Here is a 23,568-nt window from a genome sequence, read left to right on the forward strand (position 1 = left end):
CGTCCGAGCCCAAACGCAGGCGCCATCGCCGCCGACAGAGGCGCGGGTCACGACGGCCCCGTCCCGCGCTCAGCGCAGGCGGCACGCCGTGGGGCCGATGAAATTCAGCTCGGCCCGCTCGAATCCTTTCGCGGCGAGGATCCAGAGCCCCCGCCCGTCATCCGTCACCACCGCCATCACGCCATAGAACGGAAGATCCGCCGCGCCCCCCGGCAGCATGGCCTGTACGAGACCCGAGACATCGAGGCCGGCAAAGGGATCGCTCCCGGCCGGGACGGCGATGAACCGGGCGTGGAAATCGAGGCTGTTGATGCGGACCCGCGCGGCCGTGCGCGCCAGGCCGGCCAGCGCCGCACTATAGACCGGCGCCAGCGTGCCGATGTGGATGTGAAACTGGTGCTGGCCCCGCACCGTAGGGGGCTGAATGGCGAAGGCGAGATCATTCCTCGCAAAAGGCGGCTCGACCATGGTCTGCGAGGCGACATAGGCGTCCTGCCAATAGTTCCGCCCGGCATAGCCGGCCACGTCCTCGATGCCGATGACCGGCGCGACGGCCCACAGCACGAAGCGGCAATTCTCGGCGCGGGCGCGCGGGTGCCGCGCAGGGTCACGGTGGCGGGTGTCGTATTGCAGGAAGAACGCGTCTCCGCCATGGCTGCGGCGCACGAACTCCCCTTCCGCATCCGCGCAGCGACCGCTGGCGCAGGCCTCGGAGGTGAGAAAGCGGAACACGGCGCAGGTCTTGGTAGCGCGGTTGGCAGGGTCGGTGCAGGGCGCGCAGGGCTTTGGGGCCTTGTCGTGCTGGTTGGCCTCAGGCGGCGAGGTCCACTGCACCTGGCCCGTCGTCGCGGACGGATTGGACGGGCAGGCCTGAACCCTCGGCTCCGCCACCGCGCCTGTCCCGGCGGCGAGCGTGAGGGTCAGCCCGAGCAGGAGACGCAGGTAGCGCAGGCGCTCACCGCTGCCACCGACGCGCATGTCAATCCTCGTTCAGTGAATAGACCAGCGCGGGGGATTGGCGCAGGAAGCCCTTGAAGCGGTAGGGCACATCCTCCGCCTCGGTGGCAACGGGCATGTCCGGGCTGATGAGATGCAGCTGGTCGCCGAACACGCCGCTGATATCGACATGGCAGTGCTGGGCGATCTCGACAGAACTCGGGCCATCATCCACCTCGAAATCGAAGATGTCGCGGTCGGCAGTCTCCGTCATCGCCACGTCGACGAACAGGCTGCGCGCCACCTCCAGCCGGCTGCTGCTGAGATTGATCCCATCTTCGGCCGGCGCCACCACGCGGAGCCGCTCCAGCCGGATCTGCGAATTGGTGAGATCGAGCCCGTCATCGCCGGAATGGAAGCTGCGGACCTCGGCCACCCGCCATTCCTGCGGCCCCACCCCCATGAGCGAAAAGCCGTCCCGGTCGTCCAGCATCGGGTCGTCGCTCGGCGCAACGGGGTCGCCATGGCCGAGATAATAGGCCGCGATCACGGCGGCCTCGAAGGAAGACGCCGCGTGCGGCCGGGCGACCGCGACCGCCAGCCCGTCCTTCTCCGCGCTGCGGTAGCCGCCGAAGAACCAGACGCCGCCATTGTCGGCGGTCTTCACCGGACGCAAGCGCGCATTGCAGGCGCGAATGGAGATCCTTTGGGCGTCGAGCGCCGAGCCCTGTTCGAAGATCAGCGCCGCATGGCCGATGGGGCTCGCCGGCACGAGGCCGTTGCGGATGAGGATCGTCACCCCGTCCTCGACGATCAGTTTAGCGCCGTCCCGCACCCGCACATCCGTCGTCACGACATAGGTGACGCCCGCCACCAGACGCTGCGTGCCGGTGATGGCCTCGGGAAGGTGTTCCAGCGCCTTCGCCGCCATGGTCAGGGTTTCCCCAGCAGACCGGGATCCTGCCGTTCCAGCGCGTGATAGACATCCTGCAGGTTCTCGGCCGAGGTCGCGGTATCGCCGAGATAGGGCAGGTCGATGATGGCGATGGCGCCCAGCATCAGCGTCAGCATGACCAGCTGGACCACCAGCGTGATCGCCCGGACCGGCGTCGCCTCGATCAACCGGAGGCCGCAGATGATGATCACGCCGAGAATGCTGAGCAGGCTCACCGTATAGAAGATGTCGGGCAAGGCGCTGGTCACGCTCAATATGCGATCATTGCGGATCTGCGCGATGCGATCGGCCGCCTCCAGCGTCTTGGAGAAGATGACGACGCTCTTCGGCGATTGCGGCTCGATGCGGTCGATCTGCCGGAACAGGTCGGTCAGCGCCTTCGAGGTCGCGGGGCTGCCATGGCCGTCCCGCAGCACGGTCCATTCGTCGGTGACGATGGATTTCGTATAGGCCAGCAGCGCCGCGCGCGCCTCCAGCGCCGGCGGGCTGCCATCGAGGATGAGCAGCCCGTTCAGGCTCTTGATGGCCTGCGCCTCCTGCGAGACCTTGTCGTCGAGACCGGACGCCGTGGTCATGACCAGCGCGAGGACGAAGCCGAGCACCACATAGGCGCCCGACATGGTGTTCTGGGTCGCGGTATCGACGATGTCGCTGTCATAGTCGAGCCAGCCCCACTTCGCGTTGATATAGCGCACGCCAAGGGCGACAAGCAGCAAGGCGAGACAGGAAAGCGCCGGCATCAGCACCAGCAGCTGCGTGTCCGTCATGTATTGAAGAACGGAAAGATACATGGATCAACGCCCCCCGGCTGGTCGTCGCGTTCAGGATTTCTGCAAGAGATTGATCTTTTTCTGCGCGTCCTGAAGCATGCTGCTGATGTTGCGGCGGAGCGTGAAATAGTGCCGCATCTGGTCGTCCTGCACCCAGGTCTCGGTCGTCTTGGTGTCGAGCTGGGTGAGGCGTTCCATCACCGCGCCCACCTCGCCCACGGTCCGCGCCGCCACAAGCTCGTCCTCGAGGTAGCGCAGCTCCCAGAAATGCAGCCAGAGCAGTTTCTGCGAGGCGAAGCCGCGATAGCCGATGATCTTGTTGAAGAGCGGCAACCCGAGCAGCAGCAAGGCGAGCAAGACGATCCAGACATTCTCCAGAAGCGCCGCGAGCCAGAGCGGGAGATAGCTGAAGATTCCAGGGACGCCGCTGGTATAGAAGCGGGTGGCGATCGGGCTCAGCGGAAAGGACCGGTCGCGATATTGCGGAAGGTTATCGGCGACCGGGAAGAAATTATCCGACTTCAGGGCGATTTCGCGCGTCGCGAGGAGAAAGGCCCACTGCACCGCGGGGTGGGTGTCCTTCTCCACCAGCAGATTCACCGAGGAGGCGAGCAGGGCAATGTCGCTCTCCGGCCGCACATCTCCAATGTCGATGGCGCCCCGCGGCACCGTCACCTTGCGCAGGAAAGGCAGGCGCCGGACATAGGCATCGACAAGCGGAAAGTTCATCAGCTTGATGGCGGGATCGCGCAGCAATTGCTGGATCACCGGCGAGGCGAAGCCATCGACGATGAACAGCGCGTCGATGGTGCCGGCGCGCAGCTGCGCGACCGCCTCCTGGTTCGGCAACTTGAGGAAGTTCGGCAGGTCCCCCGTGCCGGGATTGTTGAGGTCCATCAGGGTGGCGAACAGCCGCGCGCTCACCGTGCCCGGCGCGCCGACGGCGATCGGCTTGTCGCGGTAATACTGGAAGGGATCGTCGACCTTCACCGTGTCGCCGCGATAGAACAGCCAGGCCGGCGCGATCGCCACATTGCCGAGCGAGACGAGGTCGGGATAGTCCGCCGCCGACCCCGCCCCGGATACGACGAAGCTGGCATTGATGTCCGAGCCGGGGTCGTGAATGTCCTTTTCAACGGCGTCGAGACCGGCTCGGCTGCGGATGTCGAGGGTCAGCCCATGGCGCTCGAAATAGGACTGGAAGGCGTCGCCGAGATCGCGGCTGAGCGTGCCGCGCTGGCCGATAGCCAGAACCGTGGCGCTTCTCGGAAAGGGCTCGATATAGACCAGCACCGCCAGCGCAAGGACCGCGACGACAAGCCCGATGGGCAGGTAGAATTTCGCGATCTTCCACCAGGCGATGAGCTCCCGGCGAAGATCATATCTCAGATATTGCCTGACGAACGTAACGAAATCCCAGGAACTGCTGCCCATCGCCCCTGCCCGACCACGGATACACTGGAAACCACGGACGAGCCAGGGGAACGTCATCGACGCCGGAGGCGCAGGGCCGACGACGTCGATGGCGCGGGCGATGCCGCATCCCAGTCCCAAGCCCACCGAGCTGAAGCGCCCACAATCGCTTCGTTAGTACGGTAACACTCCACCGGAAATGCGACAAGCGATGCACGGTTGTTCAACGCGGGGCCGCCGCGCTGCCGCCGCAGCAACGTCACGGCGCGGCGGTCAGTGCCGGGCCGCCCGGACGTGTCCTGCTCAACATACCGTTCGAGAGGCTACGGCGCCTCCCCCGCCGGCTTTATCACCACGGTCGCCGACATGCCGGCGGCGAGGCGCACATCGGGCGGCAGCGTTTCCAGCTTGATCCGCACCGGAAGGCGCTGGGCAAGGCGAATCCAGCTGAACTGCGGATCGACCCGCGCCAGCAGGCCGGCCGCGTCGTCGGGATTGGCGATGGCGCGCGCCATGCCTTCCACCACGCCGTCGAGCACCATATTTCCCGCCATCAGTTCCACCTTGGCCGGGGCACCCACCCGGATCTGCGGCACCTTGGTTTCCATGAAGTAGCCATAGACATAGAAGGAGCTGGAATCGACGATCGCCAGCACACCCTGCCCCGCCGTGGCGAAGTCGCCAGCGACGGCGGTCAGATTGGTGACATAGCCGCCCACCGCCGCATGCACGCGGCTGCGGCGCATATTGATCTCCGCGATGGTGAGTTCAGCCTGCGCCACCCGCAGCGCCGCCGCCGCTTCGGCCGCACGGGTCTGCATGCTCTCGCCGGCCTCGATGGAAAAGCCGGGGCTGTCCTCGCGCTGCAGGGTCTGGAAGCGGCGGGCATTTTCCTGCGCCAGCGCCGCCGCCTCCGCCTTCATCGCCACATCGGCGCGGGCGAGATTCAGCGCGGCCTGAAACCTCTCCGGGTCGATCTCGAACAGAAGGTCGCCCTTCTGCACGGTCTGGTTATCGCGCACATGGATGGTGCTGATGAGGCCCGACACATCGGGCGCCACGCGCAGCACATCGGCCAGCACCCGCGCGTCGCGGGTCCAGGGCGAGAGCAGGTAGTAGGTCCAGAACTGCCACCCCGCGAAGGCGGCGACGGCGACGGTGGCGACCGTTACCGCGACACGGATCACGCTGCGCCCGCTCATGCCGGCCCTCCTGTCAGAAGCGGCAGCCCGAGGGTGAGGGCCACCAGAACGATTACATAGAGTGCGGCATCGAACAGCGGACGATGCCAGACGAAGGCGTAGAGCCCGCATGCCTGCGCCAGCCGGCTCAGGGCGAAGAAGGGCAGCAGGGCCACCAGCGCCCAGAGCAGCACCGGCGGCAGGTAGAAGCCGAAGAGATCGAGAGTGTGAAACAGCGGATTCCACGTCATGCGCGTTCCTCGCCAAAGACCAAGGCGCGGAAGGCGTGGTCGCGGCTCAACCGGTCCTCCAGAAAGCGCAGGCCAGCCGCCGCCTCCACCAGCAGCGGCGACGCCGGGCCTTCCGGCCGCATCTCCCCCGCCAGCCCGGACCTTATTCGCGCCAGAGCCTCCTCAGCCGCCCGGGGCGGCCCGCCGGCAGCGGTGGCGAAACTGGCAAGCCCGTCGCGCAGTGTCCCGCGCAGCCGCACCGGCAGAGCCGGGCTGTGGGCGATCCGCTTGAACCTGCCGAGTTCCCGCGCACTGGCGGCACAGGCCAGCAGGCCCCGCGCCAGCACGTCATGGGTGGGACGCGCCAGCGACATCTGCGGCAGCAGCGCGCCGAGCGATTCCAGCATCTCGCGCGACGCCGGCGCGGCGGGCCGCAGGCCGCGCGCCACCTCGGGCAGCAGCACAGCCCGCGTGCGCGCCACCACGCGGTGGCGGGCGCCCTCCGCCGTCACCGGCACGAGGCGCGCCACCATGAGGCAGACGAACATGCCGAAGGCGAGGGCGAAGCAGAAATTGGCCAAGGCCAGCGGATCGGGGGTGAAGACGTTCCCCGTCGCCGCCGCCGCGACATAGAAGATGGTGAAAGTGCCCGCCGCGCGGGCATAGCGCGGGGTGCCGATGAGGAGCCCCGCCGGCACCAGCACCGCCAGCAGGAACAGCGCCAGCGCCTCGAAGCCTTCGAGCCAGGGATAGATGAAGCCCATCGTGGCATAGGCGGCGAGGCACGCGGCCGCCACCGCCCGCAAATAGGGCCAGCCGAGCTTCACCGGATCGTCATTGTTCACGCATTGATAATTCATCAGCGCGAGCCCGGTGATGCCGGCAAGGCCCTGATCCCATTGCGTCGCGTACCAGATGGCGCAGAACACCAGCAACGCCAGGGCGGCCCTTGCCCCCTGCAACAGGGCGGAGGCGTGGGCGGCGTGATGCGCCTCCCCTCGCGGCGCGGGGCGGGCGGGGTGCGGCCGGAACACCGCGCGCTCGGCCGCGAACAGCAGCGCGAGGCCGCGGATCATCTCCGCCGCCTGCCGGCAGATCAGCACGGCCTGCGCCCGCGCCTCGAGGGGCAGATCGTGTTCCGTCTGCGCGAACCGGCGGGCGAGGGCGGCGAGGTCGCGGCGCAGCCGGGACAGTTCGGCGCAGCGCGCGCGGCTCTCCGGCAGGGCAGGCTCCGCCGCGCCGCGCGCCAGCACCGCCGCCGCCCGCTCCAGCGCCGCCCGCACCGGGGCAAGTTCCGGCGTGTCGCCCAGGCCGCCCGCGGCGAGTTGCAGATGCAGCAGGCGCGCCTGCGCCAGCACGTCGAGAAAGCGCACCGTGACCGCGTCCATGCGGGCAGGGTCGGCGCGCATCTCCGCCGCCTCGAACCGGCTATAGGAGCGGAGCGCGTCGAACTTCACCAGCAGCGGCAGCAGGGCGTTGCGGTCGTCGATCACCCGCGCGCCGGGGCTCGCCCCGCGCAGGACGAGGGCGCAATGGGCGGCAAGGGCGCGGCGCGATGTGGCCATCAGCCCGCGCAGCTGCGTGCCGGCATGGTCCGGCATCACCAGCGCGCCGGCGAGCGTTGCGCAGGCAATGCCGATGCTGATCTCGCTCACCCGGTCCAGCGCTACCAGCCAGGCCGAATCGGGCGCGGCCGCGCCCTGAAAGGTCACCAGCAGCCCGGTGAAGCCCGCCAGCATGAAGCCATAGGCGGTGAAATTGCGCGCCCGCGCCGCGCCGTAATAGCACAGGAAGGTCCAGCCCATCGCGCTGCCGACGAGGAGCAACGGGTCCTGCGAGAACAGCTTGACGGCCGTGAGGCCATACAGCGCGGCGAGGATCGTACCGAGAAAGCGGAACGCGCCTTTGGCCAGCGCCGCCCCGGTCGAGGACTGGGTGAGCAGATAGACCGTCAGGATCGCCCATTGCGGCTCCTGAAGCTCAAGCCAGTAAGCAAGGGCGAGCGCGACGATGGCCGCCACCGCAAGGCGCGAAGAGAAAAGAAGAGTGCGCCAGTTCGGATTCAGTAGAAATCCGGGTCTATTGTCACGCGGCAAAGAGTGACTAAGTCGCACCTAGAACCTGCCTTCAACGTGACGCTGCGTCGCGCGATTATAGCCATCCTGCCCTGAATGAACAGCCTTCCTCTCCTCCCGCCAGAGGGAGCAAGCTACCCCTCGGCCACGCTGCCGCCATGCAGCGGTCACGCGTTTTCCGCAATCTGCACAGCGCGGGACGGTGAATTCCGTCGGCTTTCGTGCTTTCCTGCAAGCGGGGAACGGGTCGATGTCTTCACATGAGAGGCGCGCGACTAGTCGCAAGGGGGCAGTGTTGAGGTTGAGGGGATTGATGGCCGGGCTGCCGGCCCTGGCCATGCCATGCGCGGCCTCCGCCGCGGGCTTTCTCGAACCCGCCGGGCCGGTGGCGGCGGCGCAGCTCTCGCATTTCGGCACGATCAGCGCGCTGATGCTCATCGTCATCGTGCCGATGTTCGTCGCCCTGCCGCTCGTACTGCTGCGCTACCGGCGCGGCGGCAAGGGCACCTACCGACCGGACTGGGAGTTCAACTGGGGGCTGGAACTGCTCATCTGGGGCATTCCGGTCGCGCTTGTGGCCGCGCTCGGCACGGCGCTGTGGAATCACACGCTGAAGAACGATCCCTATCGCCCGCTGGGGCCGTCGCCGCTGGTGGTGGAGGTGGTCGCGCTCGACTGGAAGTTCCTGTTCCTTTACCCCGAACAGGGCGTGGCGACGCTCGATTTGCTGGTGCTGCCGCAGGGCCGGCCGGTGACGCTGAAGCTGACCAGCGGCACGGTGATGCAGTCCTTCATCGTTCCGCGCCTCGCCGGCCAGATCTACGCCATGGCCGGCATGCAGACCCAGCTCAACCTCATCGCCGACACGACCGGCGACTTCACCGGGCGCAACACCCAGTATAACGGCCTCGGCTTCGCCACCCAGTCCTTCACCACCCGCGTGGTGAGCGCGGAGGACTTCGCCGCCTGGGTGACAAGCGCCAAGGCGCAGCCGGCCGGTCTCGATGCCGCCGCCTATGCCAAGCTGCTGCCGCCTTCCGTGGTGAACGAACCCGTCATTTATGGCCGGTTCACGCCGGGCCTGTTCGACCAGATCATCGCCAGCTTCGCCCCCGGCATGGCCGGAGGCCATCAGGGCCACGGAGCGCCGGCGGGAACGGGCACGCCCGCCGCCTTCGCCGCTCCGGCCGCCGCCCATCAGCATGACGCACACACGCCGGAGGCCGCGCAATGAACTGGGAGCTCATATTCGGCCAGATCAAGTGGACCTCCTTCGTCTTCGCCGGGATGATCGAGCATCCCTCGCTCAGCGAGGCCATCGCCTCGGGCGCCGGGTCCATCGCCGTGCTGGGTGCGGTGGCGTGCGTCGTCCTGCTCACCGTGAAGGGCTGGTGGGTGCCGCTGTGGCGCGACTGGCTCACCAGCGTCGACCATAAGAAGGTCGGCATCATGTACATCGTCCTCGCTCTGGTGATGTTCGCCCGCGCGGTGATCGAGGCGGCGCTGATGCGCGCCCAGCAGCTCGCCGCCACCGATGGCGGCGGCTTCCTCTCGGCGGATCATTTCGGCCAGCTGTTCAGCACCCATGGCACGATCATGATCTTCTTCGTCGCCATGCCGTTCATCACCGGGCTGATGAACTATGTCATGCCGCTGCAGATCGGCGCGCGCGACGTGTCCTTCCCGCTGCTCAACGCCATCTCGCTGATGCTGACCATGGCGGGCGCGATCCTGATCATGGTCTCGCTGGTGGTGGGCCAGTTCTCCACCGGCGGCTGGAGCGCCTATCCGCCCTTCACCGGCATCGACTTCAGCCCCGGCGAGGGGGTGGATTACTGGATCTGGGCGGTGTCGCTCGGCTCCATCGGCTCGACGCTCACGGGTCTCAACTTCGCCGTCACCATCTACAAGAAGCGCTGCCCCGGCATGTCGCTGTTCCGCATGCCGCTGTTCACCTGGACGACGTTGTGCACGTCGATCCTGATGATCTTCGCCATGGCGCCGCTGACCGCCGCCACCATCATGCTCGCCCTCGACCGCTATGCCGGCTTCCATTTCTTCACCAATGGCGACGGCGGCAACATGATGAACTACGCCAATCTGTTCTGGCTGTTCGGCCACCCCGAGGTCTACATCCTCATCCTGCCGGCCTTCGGCGTGTGGTCGGAAGTGGTGGCCACCTATTCCAGCAAGCGCATCTATGGCTACACCTCGCTGGTCTACGCCACCATGTGCATCGCCGTGCTGTCCTTCGCGGTGTGGCTGCATCACTTCTTCACCATGGGCCAGAGCGCCAATGTGAACGCCATTTTCGGCATCGCCACGATGATCATCGGCGTGCCGACGGGGGTGAAGGTCTATGACTGGCTGCTCACCATGGTGGGCGGGCGCATCCGCCTCACCACCGCCATGCTGTTCCACATCAACTTCCTGCTCACCTTCATCCTCGGCGGCATGACCGGGGTGCTGCTGGCCAATCCCGGCATCGACTTCCAGGTCCACAACACGCTGTTCCTGGTGGCGCATTTCCACAACATGATCATCCCCGGCGTGCTGTTCGGCATGTTCGCGGCGGTGCAGTTCTGGTTCCCCAAGGCGTTCGGCTTCCGGCTGCATGAAGGGCTGGGCCGCGCCTCGTTCTGGTGCTTCGCCCCCGGCTTCCTGCTGGCCTTCTTCCCGCTCTACTGGCTCGGGATGATGGGCGCGACGCGGCGCACCTTCACCTGGTCGAACCCGGACTATCTGCCCTGGTTCGCCCTCGCCATGCTTGGCGCGGCGCTGATCCTCGCCGGCTTCGCCTTCATGGTGGCGCAGATCGTCGTATCGGTGCGCCGGCGGGCCGAGCTCGCGGCGCCGCTGGGCGACCCCTGGGACGGGCGGGCGCTGGAATGGTCGATCCCTTCCCCGCCCCCGGCCTGGAACTTCGCCGTGTTGCCTCAAGTGACGGCGCGCGACGCCTTCTATGAAGCCAAGAAGGACGGCACCGCCTATCGCTCGCCGGCGGCCTATGAGGACATTGAGCTGCCGCGCAACACCGCGACGGCGCCGCTCATCGGCCTGTTCGCCTGCGCCTGGGCCTTCGGCCTCGTCTGGCACATCTGGTGGCTGGTGATCGTCTCCTTCGTGCTCCTCTGGGCGGTGGTGATCGCCCGCTCCTTCGCCACGCACACGGAAGAGATCGTGCCGGCGGCGGCGGTGAAGGCGGCGAACGAGGCCTTCCTCGCCGCCGTGCGCGCCACGCCGGGCGTGACCCGCGATCAGGAAATGACGGCGGCGAACCGGGGCCGCGCCATCCCGGAAAGCCTGGAAGCAAGCACCGGCGCCTTTGCCGCCCGTGCGGCCGTGGAGGTGACGCGATGAGCCTTTCCGAACGCCTCCATCCCGGCATCAACCTCGCCGGAACCGATCCCGAAAGCCACGAAGCCGCCGAAGAGGTGCTGTTCGGCTTCTGGATCTTCCTGATGAGCGATCTGGTGCTGTTCGCAGTGCTGTTCGCCACCTATGCCGCGATGAGCGTGCAGGGCATCGCCGAAGGCCCCCGGCCCGCCGAGGTGTTCGACCTCACCGCCGCCTTCCTGGAGACGCTGCTGCTGCTGTTCTCGAGCTTCGCCTTCGGCTTCGCCATGCTGGAGATGAAGTACCGCGAAAACCGGCGCGGCATGCTCGGCTGGCTGCTCGTCACCGGCCTGCTCGGCGCCGGCTTCGTCGGCATGGAACTGCACGACTACTATGTGATGATCACCGCCCACGGCGCCACGCCGCAGGCCAGCGGCTTCCTCTCGGCCTATTACCTGCTCACCGGCACCCATGCGCTGCATGTCTCCTCCGGGCTGGTGTGGATGGCGGTCATGGCGGTGCAGGTGGTGGTGTTCGGCCTGAACTCCCCGGTGAAGCTGCGGCTGATGCGTCTCGCGCTGTTCTGGCACATGCTCGACGTGGTCTGGATCGGCATCTTCACCTTCGTCTACCTCTACGGGGTGGTGTCATGAGCAACCGCTTTCCCGCCGATTCGCCCGCCAATAGGCCCGCCAGCGACATCGAGGACGAAGGCCATGAGCGCCGCTCCTATGTGATCGGCCTCGTGCTGGCGCTGGTGCTGACCACCGGCGCCTTCGCGGTGGTGTGGTTCGATCTGTTCAGCGGCGCCGCCGCGCTCGCCGCTTTGGGGCTGCTCGCCGTGGTGCAGGCGGTGGTGCATCTGCGCTATTTTCTGCACATCGACCTTCAGCGCTCGCACCGCGACGACCTCCTGCTCATCCTGTTCACGGTGCTGATCCTGCTCATCATGGTGTCCGGCACGATCTGGATTCTCTACGACCAGCACATGCGCATGATGCCCTGACGGCGCGCCGGCCTCCGGGGAGAGGCCGGCGCGGTAACACGGCGAGGAACGCTTGCACCGCGTGAAGCGTTGCGCCCCGGGACTTTCTCACCGGGAGCGCCGCGCGTGATCACCGACCTCTGGTACAAGAACGCCATCGTCTATTGTCTCTCCGTCGAAGGCTTCATGGATTCGAACGGCGATGGCGTCGGCGATTTCCGCGGCCTGATGCGGCGGCTGGATTATCTTCACGGCCTCGGCGTCACCGCCATCTGGCTGATGCCGTTCCAGGTCTCGCCCGGCGGCGACGATGGCTATGATGTCGCCGATTATTACGGCATCGATCCCCGCTACGGCACGCTGGGCGATTTCGTCGAGTTCACCCACGCCGCCAAGCAGCGCGGCATGCGGGTGCTGATCGACCTCGTGGTCAACCACACCTCCAACCAGCACCCCTGGTTCAAATCCGCCCGCTCGGACCCGAACTCGCCCTATCGCGACTGGTATGTGTGGTCGAAGAAGAAGCCGAAAAACGCCAATGAGGGCATGGTCTTTCCCGGCGTGCAGAAGACCACCTGGACCTATGACAAGGTGGCTAAGGAATATTATTTCCACCGCTTCTACGATTTCCAGCCCGACCTCAACACCGCCAATCCCGACGTGCAAGCGGAAATCCTGCGCATCATGGGCTTCTGGCTGCAGCTCGGCGTCTCCGGCTTCCGCATGGACGCGGTGCCGTTCGTCATCGCGGAGAAGGGGGCGGAGGTCGGCGGCACGCCGGTCGAGCATTTCAACATGCTGCGCACCTTCCGCGAATTCCTGCAGTGGCGGCGCGGCGACGCCATCATTCTCGCAGAGGCCAACATCCTTCCCGAAGACGACAAGAAGTACTTCGGCGAGGACGGCGACCGCATGCACATGATGTTCAATTTCCAGGTCAACCAGTCGCTGTTCTACGCGCTCGCCAGCGCCGACATGAAGCCGCTGGTCAAAGCGCTCAACGCCACGCGGCCAGACTATGCGACAGCGCAATGGGGCCTGTTCCTGCGCAACCATGACGAGCTCGATCTCGGCCGGCTGACCAAGGCGCAGCGCGAAGAGGTGTTCGCCGCCTTCGGGCCGGACAAGTCGATGCAGCTCTATGACCGCGGCATCCGCCGCCGGCTGGCGCCGATGCTGAAGGGCGATCGCCGGATGATGGAGCTCGCCTACAGCCTCATGCTCTCGCTGCCCGGCACGCCGGTGCTGCGCTATGGCGACGAGATCGGCATGGGCGACGACCTCAGCCTTCCCGAACGCTACTGCGCCCGCACGCCCATGCAATGGTCGAACGAGAAGCAGGGCGGCTTCAGCTCGGCGGAAAAGACCTATCTGCCTGTCATTTCCGAGGGGGCCTATGGCTGGGAAAAGGTCAATGTCGCCGACCAGCGGCGCGACCCGGACTCCTTCCTCAACTGGATGGAGCGGATGATCCGCACCCGGCAGGAGACGCAGGAAATCGGCTGGGGCGCGTTCGAGGTGGTCGATGTCGGCCACGACGCCGTGCTGTGCCTGCGCTATGAGTGGCGCAACAACGTCGCCGTGTTCCTGCACAATTTCCACCCCGAGGGGGTCAGCGTCCGCTTCACCCTGGCGGCGCCGGAAGGCGAGCCGAACCGGCTCGTCAACCTGCTGTCCGAGGATCACTCCCAGGGCGACGCCAAGGGCCGCTACGAACTGACGCTGGAGCCCTATGGCTATCGCTGGTTCCGCATGGGCGGGCTCGACTATGCCTACCGGCGCACGGAGCTCTAGAGTGCGATCCGATCAGATTGAAACAATCTGATCGGTAAATCGCCCTCTAACTCTAAGATAGAGAACGCGTTATCCGATCAGCTTGCGATGCCAGCTGATCGGCGCGTGCTCTAGGTGACCGACTCATAACTTCGCAGCCATATGCGGATTGAAGCGAGTTGGACTGACGCGAGAAAGTTGTCATCTCGCTTGTCGTAGCGGGTGGCGACGGCCCTGAAATGTTTGAGTTTGTTGAAGAACCGCTCGACGGCGTTGCGTTGGCGGTAGACCCAGGCGCTGAAGGCGAAGGTTTTGACCCTGTTGGGCATGGCGCGGACATTGGCCCATGCTCCGCGCCGGTTCATCTCTTTGCGCAAGGCGTCGCTGTCGTAAGCCCTATCGGCGAGAAGGATGTTTCCCGGCTCGAGCGTGCCCAGCATGTCGGCGGCCGAGCGCCCGTCGTGAGCCTGGCCTTCGGTCAGCTTGAGGCGGATCGGTCGGCCTTCAGCATCGACAAGGGCGTGGATCTTGGTGGTCAGGCCGCCACGCGAGCGACCCATGCAACGGGATCGCCCATCTTTTTTTGGCCGTTGGCGGCATGCTGGTGAACGCGGATCGACGAGGCGTCGATCATCTGGATATCGCCATCGTAAGCGGCTGAGACGGCTTGCAGAATGCGCGCCCAATGGCCCGCCTTGCGCCATCGGTTGAAGCGGTTGACGCACGTCGTATGCGGGCCATAGCGCGCCGGGATATCGGCCCAAGGCGCCCCAGTGCGCAGGCGCCAGAAAATGCCATTCAGAACGCGCCGGTCATCTACCCGCGCGACCCCACGCACCTTCGTCGGCAGAAGCGGCTCGATCACCGACCACTCGAAATCCGTCAGATCAAAGCGGGCCATCTCAACCTCCAAGGCTGAGATAAGTGAATCAGAACACCAGCCCGCAGGGAATCCCGTTTATGGGTATGTGACCTAGACCCGCGCGTCCAGCCCGACGATGACGCCCTCATAGGGCCGCAGGGAGAGGCGGCCCTCCACCCGCTCCGCCCGGCCCGGCTCGGTGGAGAGCAGCACCCGCCCCTGCGTGCCGGGCGGCAGCGGAATGTCCTCCTGCGCATTGCCGGCGAGGTTGAGCGCCACCAGCACGCATTCCGCCGCGCTCTCGCGCAGGAACACCAGCACATCCCCCAGCGCGGTGATCTTGCGGTAAGTGCCGGCATGCAGCACCGGATGGGCGCGGCGCAGCGCGATGAGGTCGCGGTAGAGGTTCAGCAGCGAGGTGGGCTGCTGCATCTGCACCGCGACATTGCGGGTGGCGAAGTCGGCCGCCAGCGGCAACCAGGGGCGGCCATTGGTGAAGCCGGCATGGGGCGAGGCGTCCCACTGCATCGGCGTGCGCTCGGGGTCGCGGCCGAGGCCGAGGCCCGGCTCGTTCTTCTCCCACGGGTCCTGCGCCTCATCGGTCGGGATCGGCACATTCTCCATGCCGATCTCGTCGCCATAATACAGCGTCGGCGTGCCGCGCAGGGTCAAGAGCAGCATCGCCGCCACCCGTGTGCGCGCCGCGCCGATGCGCGAGGCGATGCGCGGCTGGTCGTGATTGCCCAGCACCCAGTTCGGCCAGCCGCCCTCCGGCACCGCCGCGTCATATTCGGCGATCAGCGCGGCGAGCTGCGGGGCGGTCCAGCTGGCATGGATGAGCTGGAAGTTGAACGGCAGATGCGCGCCTTCGAGATTTTCGCCGTAATAGGCCACCAGCCGGTCGATCGGCAGGTAGATTTCGCCAATCAGCACCCGGTCCTCGAACTCGTCGATCACCGCGCGCAGTTCGGCGATGATGGCGTGCACGTCCGGCTGGTCGGTGGAGCGCGTCTGAAGGAAGCGGCGGATGTCGCCGTCGCCGGGCGCGTATTCGGGGTTGGGCGGGTTGTCGCGGAATTCCGCGTCCTTCATCAGGTGCCAGATCACGTCGACGCGGAAGCCATCGACCCCGCGCGCCATCCAGAAGCGCAGCACGTCGTGCATCGCCGCCCGCACGGCCGGGTTGCGCCAGTTGAGGTCCGGCTGCTGGGTGAGGAAGGCGTGGTAGTAATACTGGCCGCTGGCGGGATCGAGCGTCCAGGCCGGCCCGCCGAAATTGCTCATCCAATTATTGGGTGGTCCGCCATCGGGCGCGGGGTCGCGCCAGATGTACCAGTCGCGCTTCGGGCTGTCGCGCGAGGCCCGGCTCTCGGCGAACCAGGGATGCTGGTCGGACGTGTGGTTGGGCACGAAGTCGAGCACGATCTTCAGCCCGCGCCCATGCACCTCCGCCACCAGCCGGTCGAAGGCGTCGAGATCGCCGAACATCGGGTCGATGCCGCAATAATCGGCCACGTCATAGCCGAAATCGGCCATGGGCGAGGGGAAGATGGGCGAGATCCACACCGCGTCCACGCCCAGCGCCACGAGATGGTCGAGCCGGGCGCGGATGCCGTCGAGGTCGCCAATGCCGTCGGCATTGCTGTCCTGAAACGAGCGGGGATAGACCTGATAGAAAATCCCGCGCTGCCACCAGCGTGTCTGCGCCATCCGCGCCTCCCTTGGGCTTGGTCAGGTTTGGTCAGGCCCCGCGCCGCACCTGCGGCAGCACGCGGGCGCCAAACGTCTCGATGAACGCCGACTGGTTTAGCCCGACATTGTGAAGGTAGATGTCGTGGAAGCCGAGTTCGGCGAATTCCGCCAGCCGTGCCGCGTGCCAGCCGGGATCGTCGGAAATGAGGATGCTCTCGTCGAGGTCCTCCGGCCGCACCAGCCGCGTGGCGGCGTCGAACTGTTCCGGCAGCTTCAGTTCCGCCGCGACAGCGGAAGACAGCGTGTTGAAGCGCCACTGGTCATGGGCGTTGGCGCGCGCCTCCTCCCGCGTCGGCGCGTAGGAGACGTGCACCTGCAGCACCAGCCGGCGGCCCTCGCCGCCGCCCTCGCGGAAAGCGTCGAGGAGGACGCGCAGCCGCTCCATGGGCTGGTTGATGGTCACGAGCCCATCCGCCCAAGCTCCCGCGCGGCGTGCGGTTTCCGGCGTCAGCGCGGCGGCGATGAAGGCCGGCGGCAGCTTCGGCCGCGTGTAGAGCCGGGCCTCCTCGACATCGATCAGCCCGCCGCGCCGGCTCACCGTTTCGCCGGCGAACAAAGCGCGCATGATCTCCACCGACTCGCGCAGCCGCGCGTCGCGCTCCGCCTTGGCCGGCCAGCGCTGGCCGGTCACGCGCTCGTTCAGCGCCTCGCCGGAGCCGAGCGCCATCCAGAACCGCTCGGGGAACATCTCCGCCAGCGTCGCCGCCGCCTGGGCGGTGAGCGCGGGGTGGTAGCGGCGGCCGATCGGCGTCGTCACCACGCCGAAGGACAGCGAGGTGGTGGCCAACGCCGCGCCGAGCCAGCTCCAGGCGAAGCCGGAATGCGGCTGGCGCGCGCTCCACGGCGCGAAATGATCCGAGCACATGGCGGCCTCGAAACCGGCCTGTTCGGCGGCGCGCACGCAACCCAGCAGCTCGCTGGGCGCAAACTGCTCATGCGAGGCGTGGTAGCCGATGCGAAGGCGGGCGTCGGGCGCGGTGGTCATGGAGCCGATCCGAAAGGGCGGGAGGGGGCGCGGCGTTGCGCACGGGGTGGAGGAGAACGCCTCAGCCGGCCAAGTGTTTCCTCCCGCGGTGCCGCGCCGCCCGCGCGGCCGGCGCTCCGCCCAATTTCGCCATTCAATGCGGCGCGCTTCCGCTCTACAGTGAGGGGGATCGCGCAAGACGATCAGCCAGGGAAGGGAACCCCATGCGCGCCGTCATTCTCACAATGTCGCTGTTCACCGCCCTTGCCGCCGGCACCGCCGCGCAGGCGCAGCAGAACGATCTCGCCAAATACTGCCAGGCCGACATCAAGCGGCTGTGCCCCACCGTGCAGCCGGGTGGCGGCCGGGTGATGCAGTGCCTGAAGGCGCACAGCAAGGAAATGTCGGTCGGCTGCGCCCAGGCGCTGCAGAAGATGAAGAGCTGAGCGCTTTTCAGCGCCGCCCTCGCCGCAGGGGTGGAACTATCGTGCCCGCGCCGGCTTTTGTCGGCAGCATCTCGACACCAGTCACAGCGGGGGATTTCATGGTCACATCCATCAGCCGGCGCGGCCTTCTGGCCACCCTCGCGGCGGCGTCACTCCTGCCGGGCACCGCCGCCCGCGCCGCCGCGCCGGTCGTGGTCGCGTCCAAGATCGACACGGAAGGCGCGGTGCTCGGCAACATCATCGCGCTGGTGCTCGAACATGCCGGCATTCCGGTGACGCGGCGGCTTCAGCTCGGCCCCACCAAGATCGTGCGCACCGCGCTGCTGGCGGGGGAGATCGACCTCTATCCCGAATATACCGGCAATGCCGGCTTCTTCTTCGCCATGGCGGACGATCCGGTGTGGAAGAACGCCACCGCCGCCTATGAGAAGGCCCGCGATCTCGACGCCGCCAACGGCCTCATCTGGCTCGCCCCGGCGCCGGCGGACAACACCTGGGGCATCGCCGTGCGCGGCGATGTTGCGACGCGCGAGAAGCTGGCGACGCTGGAGGATTTCGCCCGCTGGACCAAGGACGGCAAGGTGAAGCTCGCCGCCTCGGCCGAATTCGCAGAAAGCGCGGCGGCGCTGCCCGCCTTCCAGCAGGCTTATGGCTTCAAGCTGTCGGGCAACCAGCTGCTGGTGCTCTCGGGCGGCGACACCGCCGCCACCATCAAGGCGGCGGCGGAAGGCACCTCCGGGGTCAATGCCGCCATGGTCTATGGCACGGACGGCGCCATCGCCGCGCTCAATCTCAAGGTGATGGCCGACACCAAGCAGGTGCAGCCGGTCTATCAGCCGGCGCCGGTGATCCGCAAAGGCGTGCTCGACGCCCATCCGGAGATCGCCGCCAAGCTCGCGCCGGCCTTTGCCGGCCTCGACCTGCCGACGCTGCAGCAGCTGAACGCGCAGGTGCAGCTCGAAGGGCGCGACGCCCGTGCCGTCGCCGAAGCCTATCTGAAGGCGCAGGGGCTGCTCGGGTGAGACGCCTCGCCGGCCGCGCGCCGGCGTCCCTGTCGCGCCCGGCGGCCGGGATCGAGGCCCTGCCCCTGCTGCTCGCCGCCGTCGCGCTGGTGGCGCTGCTCGCGTGCGGCTTCGTCGTGGTGGCGCCCAACCGGCTGCTGTCGGGAACCCCGCTGCCGCTGTGGCAGGCGGCCGGGCTCGGACCGAGCCTTGCCGTGCTGGCGCTGCTCGCAGGGATCGCCGCGCTGGCGCTGCGCCCCGCCCTCCCCGCCCAGCCGGCCCTGCTCGGCCTGTGTGCCGGCGCGCTGATGCTGACGGCGCTGGCGCTGGCGGGGCGCGCGGCGGGGGAACAGGCCGTCGCCGCCGGGCCGCTCACCCGCGTGTCGCTCGGCACCGGCTTCTGGGTTGTGTTCACGGCGGGGCTGCTGCTGCTCGCCGACAGCACCGAGCGGGCGCCGGGCCGCGCCGGCAAAGCCGCGCCGCCCCTCGCCACCCTGGCCGGCCTCGCCGCGCTGCTCGCCGGCGGCACCCTCTCCCCGCTCTCGCTCGCGCGCGAATATGCGGTGCGCCAGCAGGCTTATCTCGACGAAGTGCTGCGCCATCTCCAGCTCACCGGGGCGGGTCTGGCGCTCGCCCTCCTCGCCGGCGGGGCCATCGGGCTGATGGCCTATCGCCGGCCGGGTCGGGCCGCGCCGGTGTTCGCCGTGCTCAACATCGTCCAGACCATTCCCTCACTCGCACTCTTCGCCCTCCTCATCGGTCCCATCGTCCTCCTCATCGAACTCGTGCCGGGCCTGCGCCAGCTCGGCATTTCCGGCATCGGGGCGACCCCGGCCATCCTCGCGCTGGGGCTGTATGGCCTGCTCCCAGTCGCGCGCGGCACCCACGCCGCGCTTTCCAGTGTGCCGCCCGATGTGGTGAATGCGGCGCGCGGCATGGGCATGACGCAGGGGCAGATCGTGCGTAACACCTTGATTCCGCTCGCTTTGCCGACGCTGCTGCAGACGCTGCGGCTGACGTTGGTGCAGCTCATCGGCCTCGCCGTGCTGGCGGCGCTGATCGGCGCCGGCGGGCTCGGCACCTTCATCTTCCAGGGGCTGGGGCAGACGGCGGCCGACCTCGTGCTGCTCGGCGCGCTCTCGGCCATCGCCCTCGCGCTGATCGCCGATACCGCCTTGCGCGGCCTCGCACTTTTCCTCGTGCGGAGGCCGCAGCGATGATCCGATTCGAGAGCGTTTCCAAGCACTTCGGCGCGGTGGCCGCCCTGGACGAGGTGACGCTGAACGTGCCGCGCGGCACGCTCTGCGCGCTGGTCGGCACGTCCGGTTCCGGCAAGTCGACCCTGCTGCGCCTCGCCAACCGGCTGCTGGAGGCCGATGCCGGGCGCATCCTCGTCGACGGCACCGACATCGCCACCCTCCCCCCGGTCGCGCTGCGCCGGCGCATGGGCTATGTCATTCAGTCCGTTGGACTTTTCCCGCATTGGACCGTGGCGCGCAACGTCGCCACCGTGCCGACGCTGCTCGGCTGGCCGGCAGCACGGATCCGCGACAGGGTGGCCGAGTTGCTCGCTCTCGTCGGCCTGCCTCACGAGCACCATGCCCAACGCTACCCGGACGAACTGTCCGGTGGGCAGCAGCAGCGCGTCGGCGTCGCCCGGGCGCTGGCCGGCGATCCTGAGGTGCTGCTGATGGACGAGCCGTTCGGCGCCGTCGACCCGCCGACCCGGCGCGGTCTCCAGGACAGCCTGCGCGACATCCAGCGGCGCACCGGAACCACCATCCTGCTCGTCACCCATGACGTGGAAGAAGCGATCCGCCTCGGCGGCACGCTCGCCGTGCTGCACCAGGGGCGCCTGCTGCAAACCGGCACGCCGGCGCAGGTGCTGGCCCACCCCGCAAGCGAGGAGGTGGCGCGCTTCTTCGGCGGGCCGCTGCTGGGGCTGAACCGGTTGAAAGCGCTGCGCGTCGCCGATCGCGCGGATTTCGCCGCCCCCCCGCCACCCCTCGACGGCGCGCCGGTCGCCGCCGAGGCGACGCTGGAGGAGGCATTGGCCCGCATGGTGGCGGAAGGCCGCACGCAGCTGCCGGTGCGGCGCGCGGCGGACGGGCGCATGGGCGTGCTCGCCCTTGCCGATCTGGTCCGGCCATGAAGCTTCGACGCGCGACGGGGGTGGCGGCGCAGGTCGCCCGCCGGCCGGTGCTGTGGGTCGGGGCGGCGTTCCTTGCCCTCACCTTTGGCATGGACGCGCTGGCGCCGCATCTCGGCTTTCTGTTTCCGCCGGGCACGCGTCTCGTCTACCGCCGCGCCAGCTTCCCCGAGCTTGTCGCCGCGCATGCGCTGCTGACCGGCGCGGCGAGCCTTGTCGCCATCACACTCGGCATCGCCGCCGCTCTTTTCGCCACCCGGCCGCTGGGCCAGGCCTATGCGGGGACGCTGGACCGGCTGGGCGCGCTCGCCCAAACCTTTCCGCCCGTCGCCGTGCTGGCACTTGCCGTGCCGAGCCTCGGCTATGGCGCGCTGCCCACCGCCTTCGCGCTGGTGCTCTATGGCGTGCTGCCGGTGATGGGGGCGGGGATGGCGGGGCTGCGCAGCGTGCCGGCGCCGGTGCTGGAGGCGGCCGATGGCAGCGGCTTCTCCCCCGCCGGGCGGCTGTGGCGGATCGAGCTGCCGCTGGCCGCGCCGATCCTGTTCGCCGGCATCCGCACCTCGGTGACCATCGGCATCGGCACCGCCACCATCGGCTCGACCGTCGGCGCGCTGACGCTGGGCTCGCCGATCATTGACGGACTGTCAGGCGGCAACCCCGCCTATGTGCTGCAGGGCACGGTGCTGGTGGCGCTGTTCGCCGTCACCGTCGACCTCGCGCTGGGCGAGGCGCAGCGCGCGCTCACCCGGCACGCGCGCTGACGCGCGGCCTCAGTTGCCGTGGCCCTCGCGCTCCTGGCAATGATAACCGGCAAGACACTGGCTCTGGTCCTGCGAGGGAATCCAGCTCGGCGCGCCATCGTCGGAGGCCATGCACAGGCTCGGATTGGAGACGACGCGGCTGAGATTGCCGCCGCCCGTGTCGAACACCACCTGGCCGCGCTGCTGCACCAGCGCGTTCACCTGCGCGCAGCTCATCGTGGTCGAGCGCGGGTTTTCCTGCGCCTGCGCCGAGGCAATGCCGAGAACGAGCGCGGCAGAGAGAAAGAGAACGCTTCGCATTGGGGGCTCCCGAAAGCACATCGCCGCGCACCCATAGGCCCGGCGAACGGCTCTTGGGAGCCGCAGCGTCATCCTAGCAAATCGGCCATTGAGGGATAGGCAAAGTCGCGTGAGGGCCACCGCGCGCAATCCTGAAGCAAGCCTCGCCTTTTAGCGAAACGTATCGCCGCACGCGGGCGGGGATGTGGAGAGCGCTGAATGCACCTGCTGTCGAACCGCCATGCCCTTGCGACCCTGGAAGCCCTCGACCGCGCGCTCGCCGTCGTCGAATTCACCCCGGATGGGCGGGTTATCACCGCCAATACCAATTTTCTGACGCTCATGGGCTATGAGTTGGCGGAGATCGCGGGGAAGCCGCACACGCTGTTCGTTCGTCCGGACGAGCGCGCGAGCGAGGCCTATGCCGCGTTCTGGGACGATCTGCGCCGTGGCGTGTTCAAATCGGCCGAATTCCACCGCGTGACCAAAGACGGCCGCTCTGTCTTCATTCAGGCGACCTACAACCCCATCGTCGTCCGCGGCAAAGTGGTCAAGGTCATCAAGTTCGCCTCCGATGTCTCGGCGCAGAAGGCGCGCGAGGCTGAGTATGAGAGCCTGATACGCGCCGCCAACACCTCGCAGGCCCTCATCTATTTTACGCCGGACGGCCATGTGCTGGACGCCAACGCGAACTTCCTCAACGCGCTCGGCTACACGCTCGACGAGATCCGTGGCCGGCACCACTCACTCTTCGTACCGGCGCAGGAGCGCGACACGCCCGCTTATCGCAGCTTCTGGGCCGAGCTGAGGCGGGGAACGTTCCAGGCCGGCGAGTTCCACCGCATCGCCAAGGATGGGCGGGATGTGTGGATCCAGGCCAGCTACAATCCGGTGTTCGATGCCAGCGGAACCATGACCAAGGTGGTGAAATTCGCCACCGACACGACCGCCGACGTGGTGCGGCGGCAGCATCGTGAAGCGTTGCAGAGCCTGATCGGCGCGGACATTGAGCGCATCACACGCGAGATCGGCGACACCAGCCATCAGGCCGCCACCGCCTCGCAGGCGACCGAACAGACCTCGGTCGGCATCAATGCCGTGGCCTCCGGCGCCGAAGAACTCTCCGCCTCGATCAGCGAGATCAGCCGGCAGGTCGCGGTGGCGCTGGACAACTCACGCGGCGCTGTGGCGGAGAACACGCGCGCGCATGAGGTCGTCTCCGCCCTCACCGATACCGCCCAGCGCATCGGCCTCGTCATCGATCTGATCACCAAGATCGCCGGCCAGACCAATCTGCTCGCCCTCAACGCCACCATCGAGGCCGCACGGGCGGGCGAGGCCGGGCGCGGCTTCTCGGTGGTGGCGACGGAAGTGAAGGAACTCGCTGGCCAGACAGCGGACGCCACCGGCCAGATCACGGCGCAGATCGCCGCCATTCAGGACTGCACGCGGCAGACCGCGCAGGCGCTCGCCGCCATCGGCCGGCGCATCGGTGACATCGATGCGATCTCCACCGGCATCGCCGGCGCGGTGGAGGAACAGTCGGCGGTGGCCCGGGATATGTCGCTGAGCATGCAGGAAGCGGCAAAGAGCGTGGGAACGATCACCCGCAGCATGGATGCCATCGCCGCCTCGGCGCATCATCTGGAAACCGCGTCCGCCGCCCTGCGCACACGCTCGCGCGAGATTGCGTGAGACCC

At 67.7% G+C, this 23,568-nt stretch carries 21 protein-coding genes and 1 pseudogene; 11 read left to right on the top strand and 11 right to left on the bottom strand.

What is annotated here, in order from left to right; translation table 11 throughout:
- Positions 1–69: 69 nt before the first annotated feature.
- The 7 genes from ACP2AH_RS15720 to ACP2AH_RS15750 form a co-directional block, all read right to left on the bottom strand.
- On the bottom strand, positions 70–978 hold the full coding sequence (locus tag ACP2AH_RS15720; RefSeq protein WP_425106662.1) for a CDP-diacylglycerol diphosphatase: 909 nt from the start codon (positions 976–978) through the stop codon (positions 70–72).
- A 1-nt stretch (position 979) separates the two neighbouring features.
- Positions 980–1,867 (bottom strand): hypothetical protein, encoded by an 888-nt coding sequence (locus tag ACP2AH_RS15725; protein WP_425106663.1) that lies wholly within the window; start codon positions 1,865–1,867, stop codon positions 980–982.
- Between the two features lie 2 nt (positions 1,868–1,869).
- Positions 1,870–2,682 (bottom strand): DUF4239 domain-containing protein, encoded by an 813-nt coding sequence (locus ACP2AH_RS15730; protein WP_425106664.1) that lies wholly within the window; start codon positions 2,680–2,682, stop codon positions 1,870–1,872.
- A gap of 30 nt (positions 2,683–2,712) precedes the next feature.
- Positions 2,713–4,095 (bottom strand): hypothetical protein, encoded by a 1,383-nt coding sequence (locus ACP2AH_RS15735; RefSeq protein ID WP_425106665.1) that lies wholly within the window; start codon positions 4,093–4,095, stop codon positions 2,713–2,715.
- 302 nt (positions 4,096–4,397) lie between these two features.
- Entirely contained in the window at positions 4,398–5,276 is an 879-nt protein-coding gene (locus ACP2AH_RS15740; protein ID WP_425106666.1) for an efflux RND transporter periplasmic adaptor subunit, read from the bottom strand.
- Positions 5,273–5,506 (bottom strand): DUF1656 domain-containing protein, encoded by a 234-nt coding sequence (locus tag ACP2AH_RS15745; RefSeq protein WP_244378850.1) that lies wholly within the window; start codon positions 5,504–5,506, stop codon positions 5,273–5,275. Before ACP2AH_RS15745 ends, ACP2AH_RS15740 begins: the two co-directional genes overlap by 4 nt.
- On the bottom strand, positions 5,503–7,599 hold the full coding sequence (locus ACP2AH_RS15750) for an FUSC family protein (protein ID WP_425106667.1): 2,097 nt from the start codon (positions 7,597–7,599) through the stop codon (positions 5,503–5,505). The genes ACP2AH_RS15745 and ACP2AH_RS15750 overlap by 4 nt, the downstream gene beginning before the upstream one ends.
- Positions 7,600–7,873: 274 nt before the next feature.
- On the opposite strand from ACP2AH_RS15750, the gene ACP2AH_RS15755 reads away from it, so the two are divergent.
- The 5 genes from ACP2AH_RS15755 (at position 7,874) to ACP2AH_RS15775 (ending at position 13,675) form a co-directional block, all read left to right on the top strand.
- Complete coding sequence (locus ACP2AH_RS15755; RefSeq protein ID WP_425106668.1) at positions 7,874–8,794, top strand: ubiquinol oxidase subunit II; 921 nt, start codon at positions 7,874–7,876, stop codon at positions 8,792–8,794.
- Positions 8,791–10,920: a cbb3-type cytochrome c oxidase subunit I gene (locus tag ACP2AH_RS15760; RefSeq protein ID WP_425106669.1), complete on the top strand. Its 2,130-nt coding sequence runs from the start codon at positions 8,791–8,793 to the stop codon at positions 10,918–10,920. Before ACP2AH_RS15755 ends, ACP2AH_RS15760 begins: the two co-directional genes overlap by 4 nt.
- Positions 10,917–11,549 (top strand): cytochrome c oxidase subunit 3, encoded by a 633-nt coding sequence (locus ACP2AH_RS15765; protein WP_425106670.1) that lies wholly within the window; start codon positions 10,917–10,919, stop codon positions 11,547–11,549. The genes ACP2AH_RS15760 and ACP2AH_RS15765 overlap by 4 nt, the downstream gene beginning before the upstream one ends.
- Positions 11,546–11,902: a cytochrome o ubiquinol oxidase subunit IV gene (cyoD, locus tag ACP2AH_RS15770; RefSeq protein WP_425106671.1), complete on the top strand. Its 357-nt coding sequence runs from the start codon at positions 11,546–11,548 to the stop codon at positions 11,900–11,902. Before ACP2AH_RS15765 ends, cyoD begins: the two co-directional genes overlap by 4 nt.
- 105 nt (positions 11,903–12,007) lie before the next feature.
- Positions 12,008–13,675 (top strand): alpha-amylase family protein, encoded by a 1,668-nt coding sequence (locus ACP2AH_RS15775; RefSeq protein ID WP_425106672.1) that lies wholly within the window; start codon positions 12,008–12,010, stop codon positions 13,673–13,675.
- A 191-nt stretch (positions 13,676–13,866) separates the two neighbouring features.
- On the opposite strand, the pseudogene ACP2AH_RS15780 reads toward ACP2AH_RS15775, so the two are convergent.
- The 3 genes and pseudogenes from ACP2AH_RS15780 to ACP2AH_RS15790 all read right to left on the bottom strand — a co-directional run.
- A pseudogene (locus tag ACP2AH_RS15780) lies at positions 13,867–14,555 on the bottom strand (IS5 family transposase); the annotation flags it as partial.
- Positions 14,556–14,627: 72 nt separating this feature from the next.
- Positions 14,628–16,226 (bottom strand): alpha-amylase family glycosyl hydrolase, encoded by a 1,599-nt coding sequence (locus ACP2AH_RS15785; RefSeq protein WP_425106673.1) that lies wholly within the window; start codon positions 16,224–16,226, stop codon positions 14,628–14,630.
- A gap of 31 nt (positions 16,227–16,257) precedes the next feature.
- Positions 16,258–17,253, bottom strand: a complete 996-nt coding sequence (locus tag ACP2AH_RS15790; protein WP_425106674.1) for a TIGR03885 family FMN-dependent LLM class oxidoreductase — start codon at positions 17,251–17,253, stop codon at positions 16,258–16,260.
- Positions 17,254–17,456: 203 nt separating this feature from the next.
- Between ACP2AH_RS15790 and ACP2AH_RS15795 the strand changes: the two genes are divergently transcribed.
- From ACP2AH_RS15795 to ACP2AH_RS15815, 5 genes are all read left to right on the top strand, one after another.
- Complete coding sequence (locus ACP2AH_RS15795; RefSeq protein WP_425106675.1) at positions 17,457–17,678, top strand: cysteine rich repeat-containing protein; 222 nt, start codon at positions 17,457–17,459, stop codon at positions 17,676–17,678.
- Between the two features lie 98 nt (positions 17,679–17,776).
- Positions 17,777–18,700 carry a glycine betaine ABC transporter substrate-binding protein OsmF gene (osmF, locus tag ACP2AH_RS15800; protein WP_425106676.1) on the top strand — a complete coding sequence of 308 codons (924 nt, stop codon included), beginning with the start codon at positions 17,777–17,779 and terminating at the stop codon, positions 18,698–18,700.
- Positions 18,697–19,899, top strand: coding sequence for an ABC transporter permease (locus tag ACP2AH_RS15805; RefSeq protein ID WP_425106677.1), 1,203 nt, complete (start codon positions 18,697–18,699; stop codon positions 19,897–19,899). The genes osmF and ACP2AH_RS15805 overlap by 4 nt, the downstream gene beginning before the upstream one ends.
- A complete protein-coding gene (locus ACP2AH_RS15810; RefSeq protein ID WP_425106678.1) occupies positions 19,896–20,831 on the top strand; it encodes an ABC transporter ATP-binding protein in 936 nt (311 codons plus the stop codon). The genes ACP2AH_RS15805 and ACP2AH_RS15810 overlap by 4 nt, the downstream gene beginning before the upstream one ends.
- The gene (locus tag ACP2AH_RS15815) at positions 20,828–21,589 is read left to right on the top strand and encodes an ABC transporter permease (protein WP_425106679.1); all 762 of its coding nucleotides are present in this window, start codon (positions 20,828–20,830) and stop codon (positions 21,587–21,589) included. The genes ACP2AH_RS15810 and ACP2AH_RS15815 overlap by 4 nt, the downstream gene beginning before the upstream one ends.
- Positions 21,590–21,598: 9 nt before the next feature.
- Here the strand turns inward: ACP2AH_RS15815 and ACP2AH_RS15820 are convergent, their stop codons facing one another.
- On the bottom strand, positions 21,599–21,889 hold the full coding sequence (locus ACP2AH_RS15820) for a hypothetical protein (RefSeq protein WP_307019126.1): 291 nt from the start codon (positions 21,887–21,889) through the stop codon (positions 21,599–21,601).
- A 198-nt stretch (positions 21,890–22,087) separates the two neighbouring features.
- Here ACP2AH_RS15820 and ACP2AH_RS15825 point away from each other — a divergent pair, with 198 nt between their 5' ends.
- Positions 22,088–23,563: a methyl-accepting chemotaxis protein gene (locus ACP2AH_RS15825; RefSeq protein ID WP_425106680.1), complete on the top strand. Its 1,476-nt coding sequence runs from the start codon at positions 22,088–22,090 to the stop codon at positions 23,561–23,563.
- Positions 23,564–23,568: the final 5 nt, after the last annotated feature.

The organism is Ancylobacter sp., assembly GCF_965249975.1.
In the GTDB taxonomy this organism is placed as follows: domain Bacteria; phylum Pseudomonadota; class Alphaproteobacteria; order Rhizobiales; family Xanthobacteraceae; genus Ancylobacter.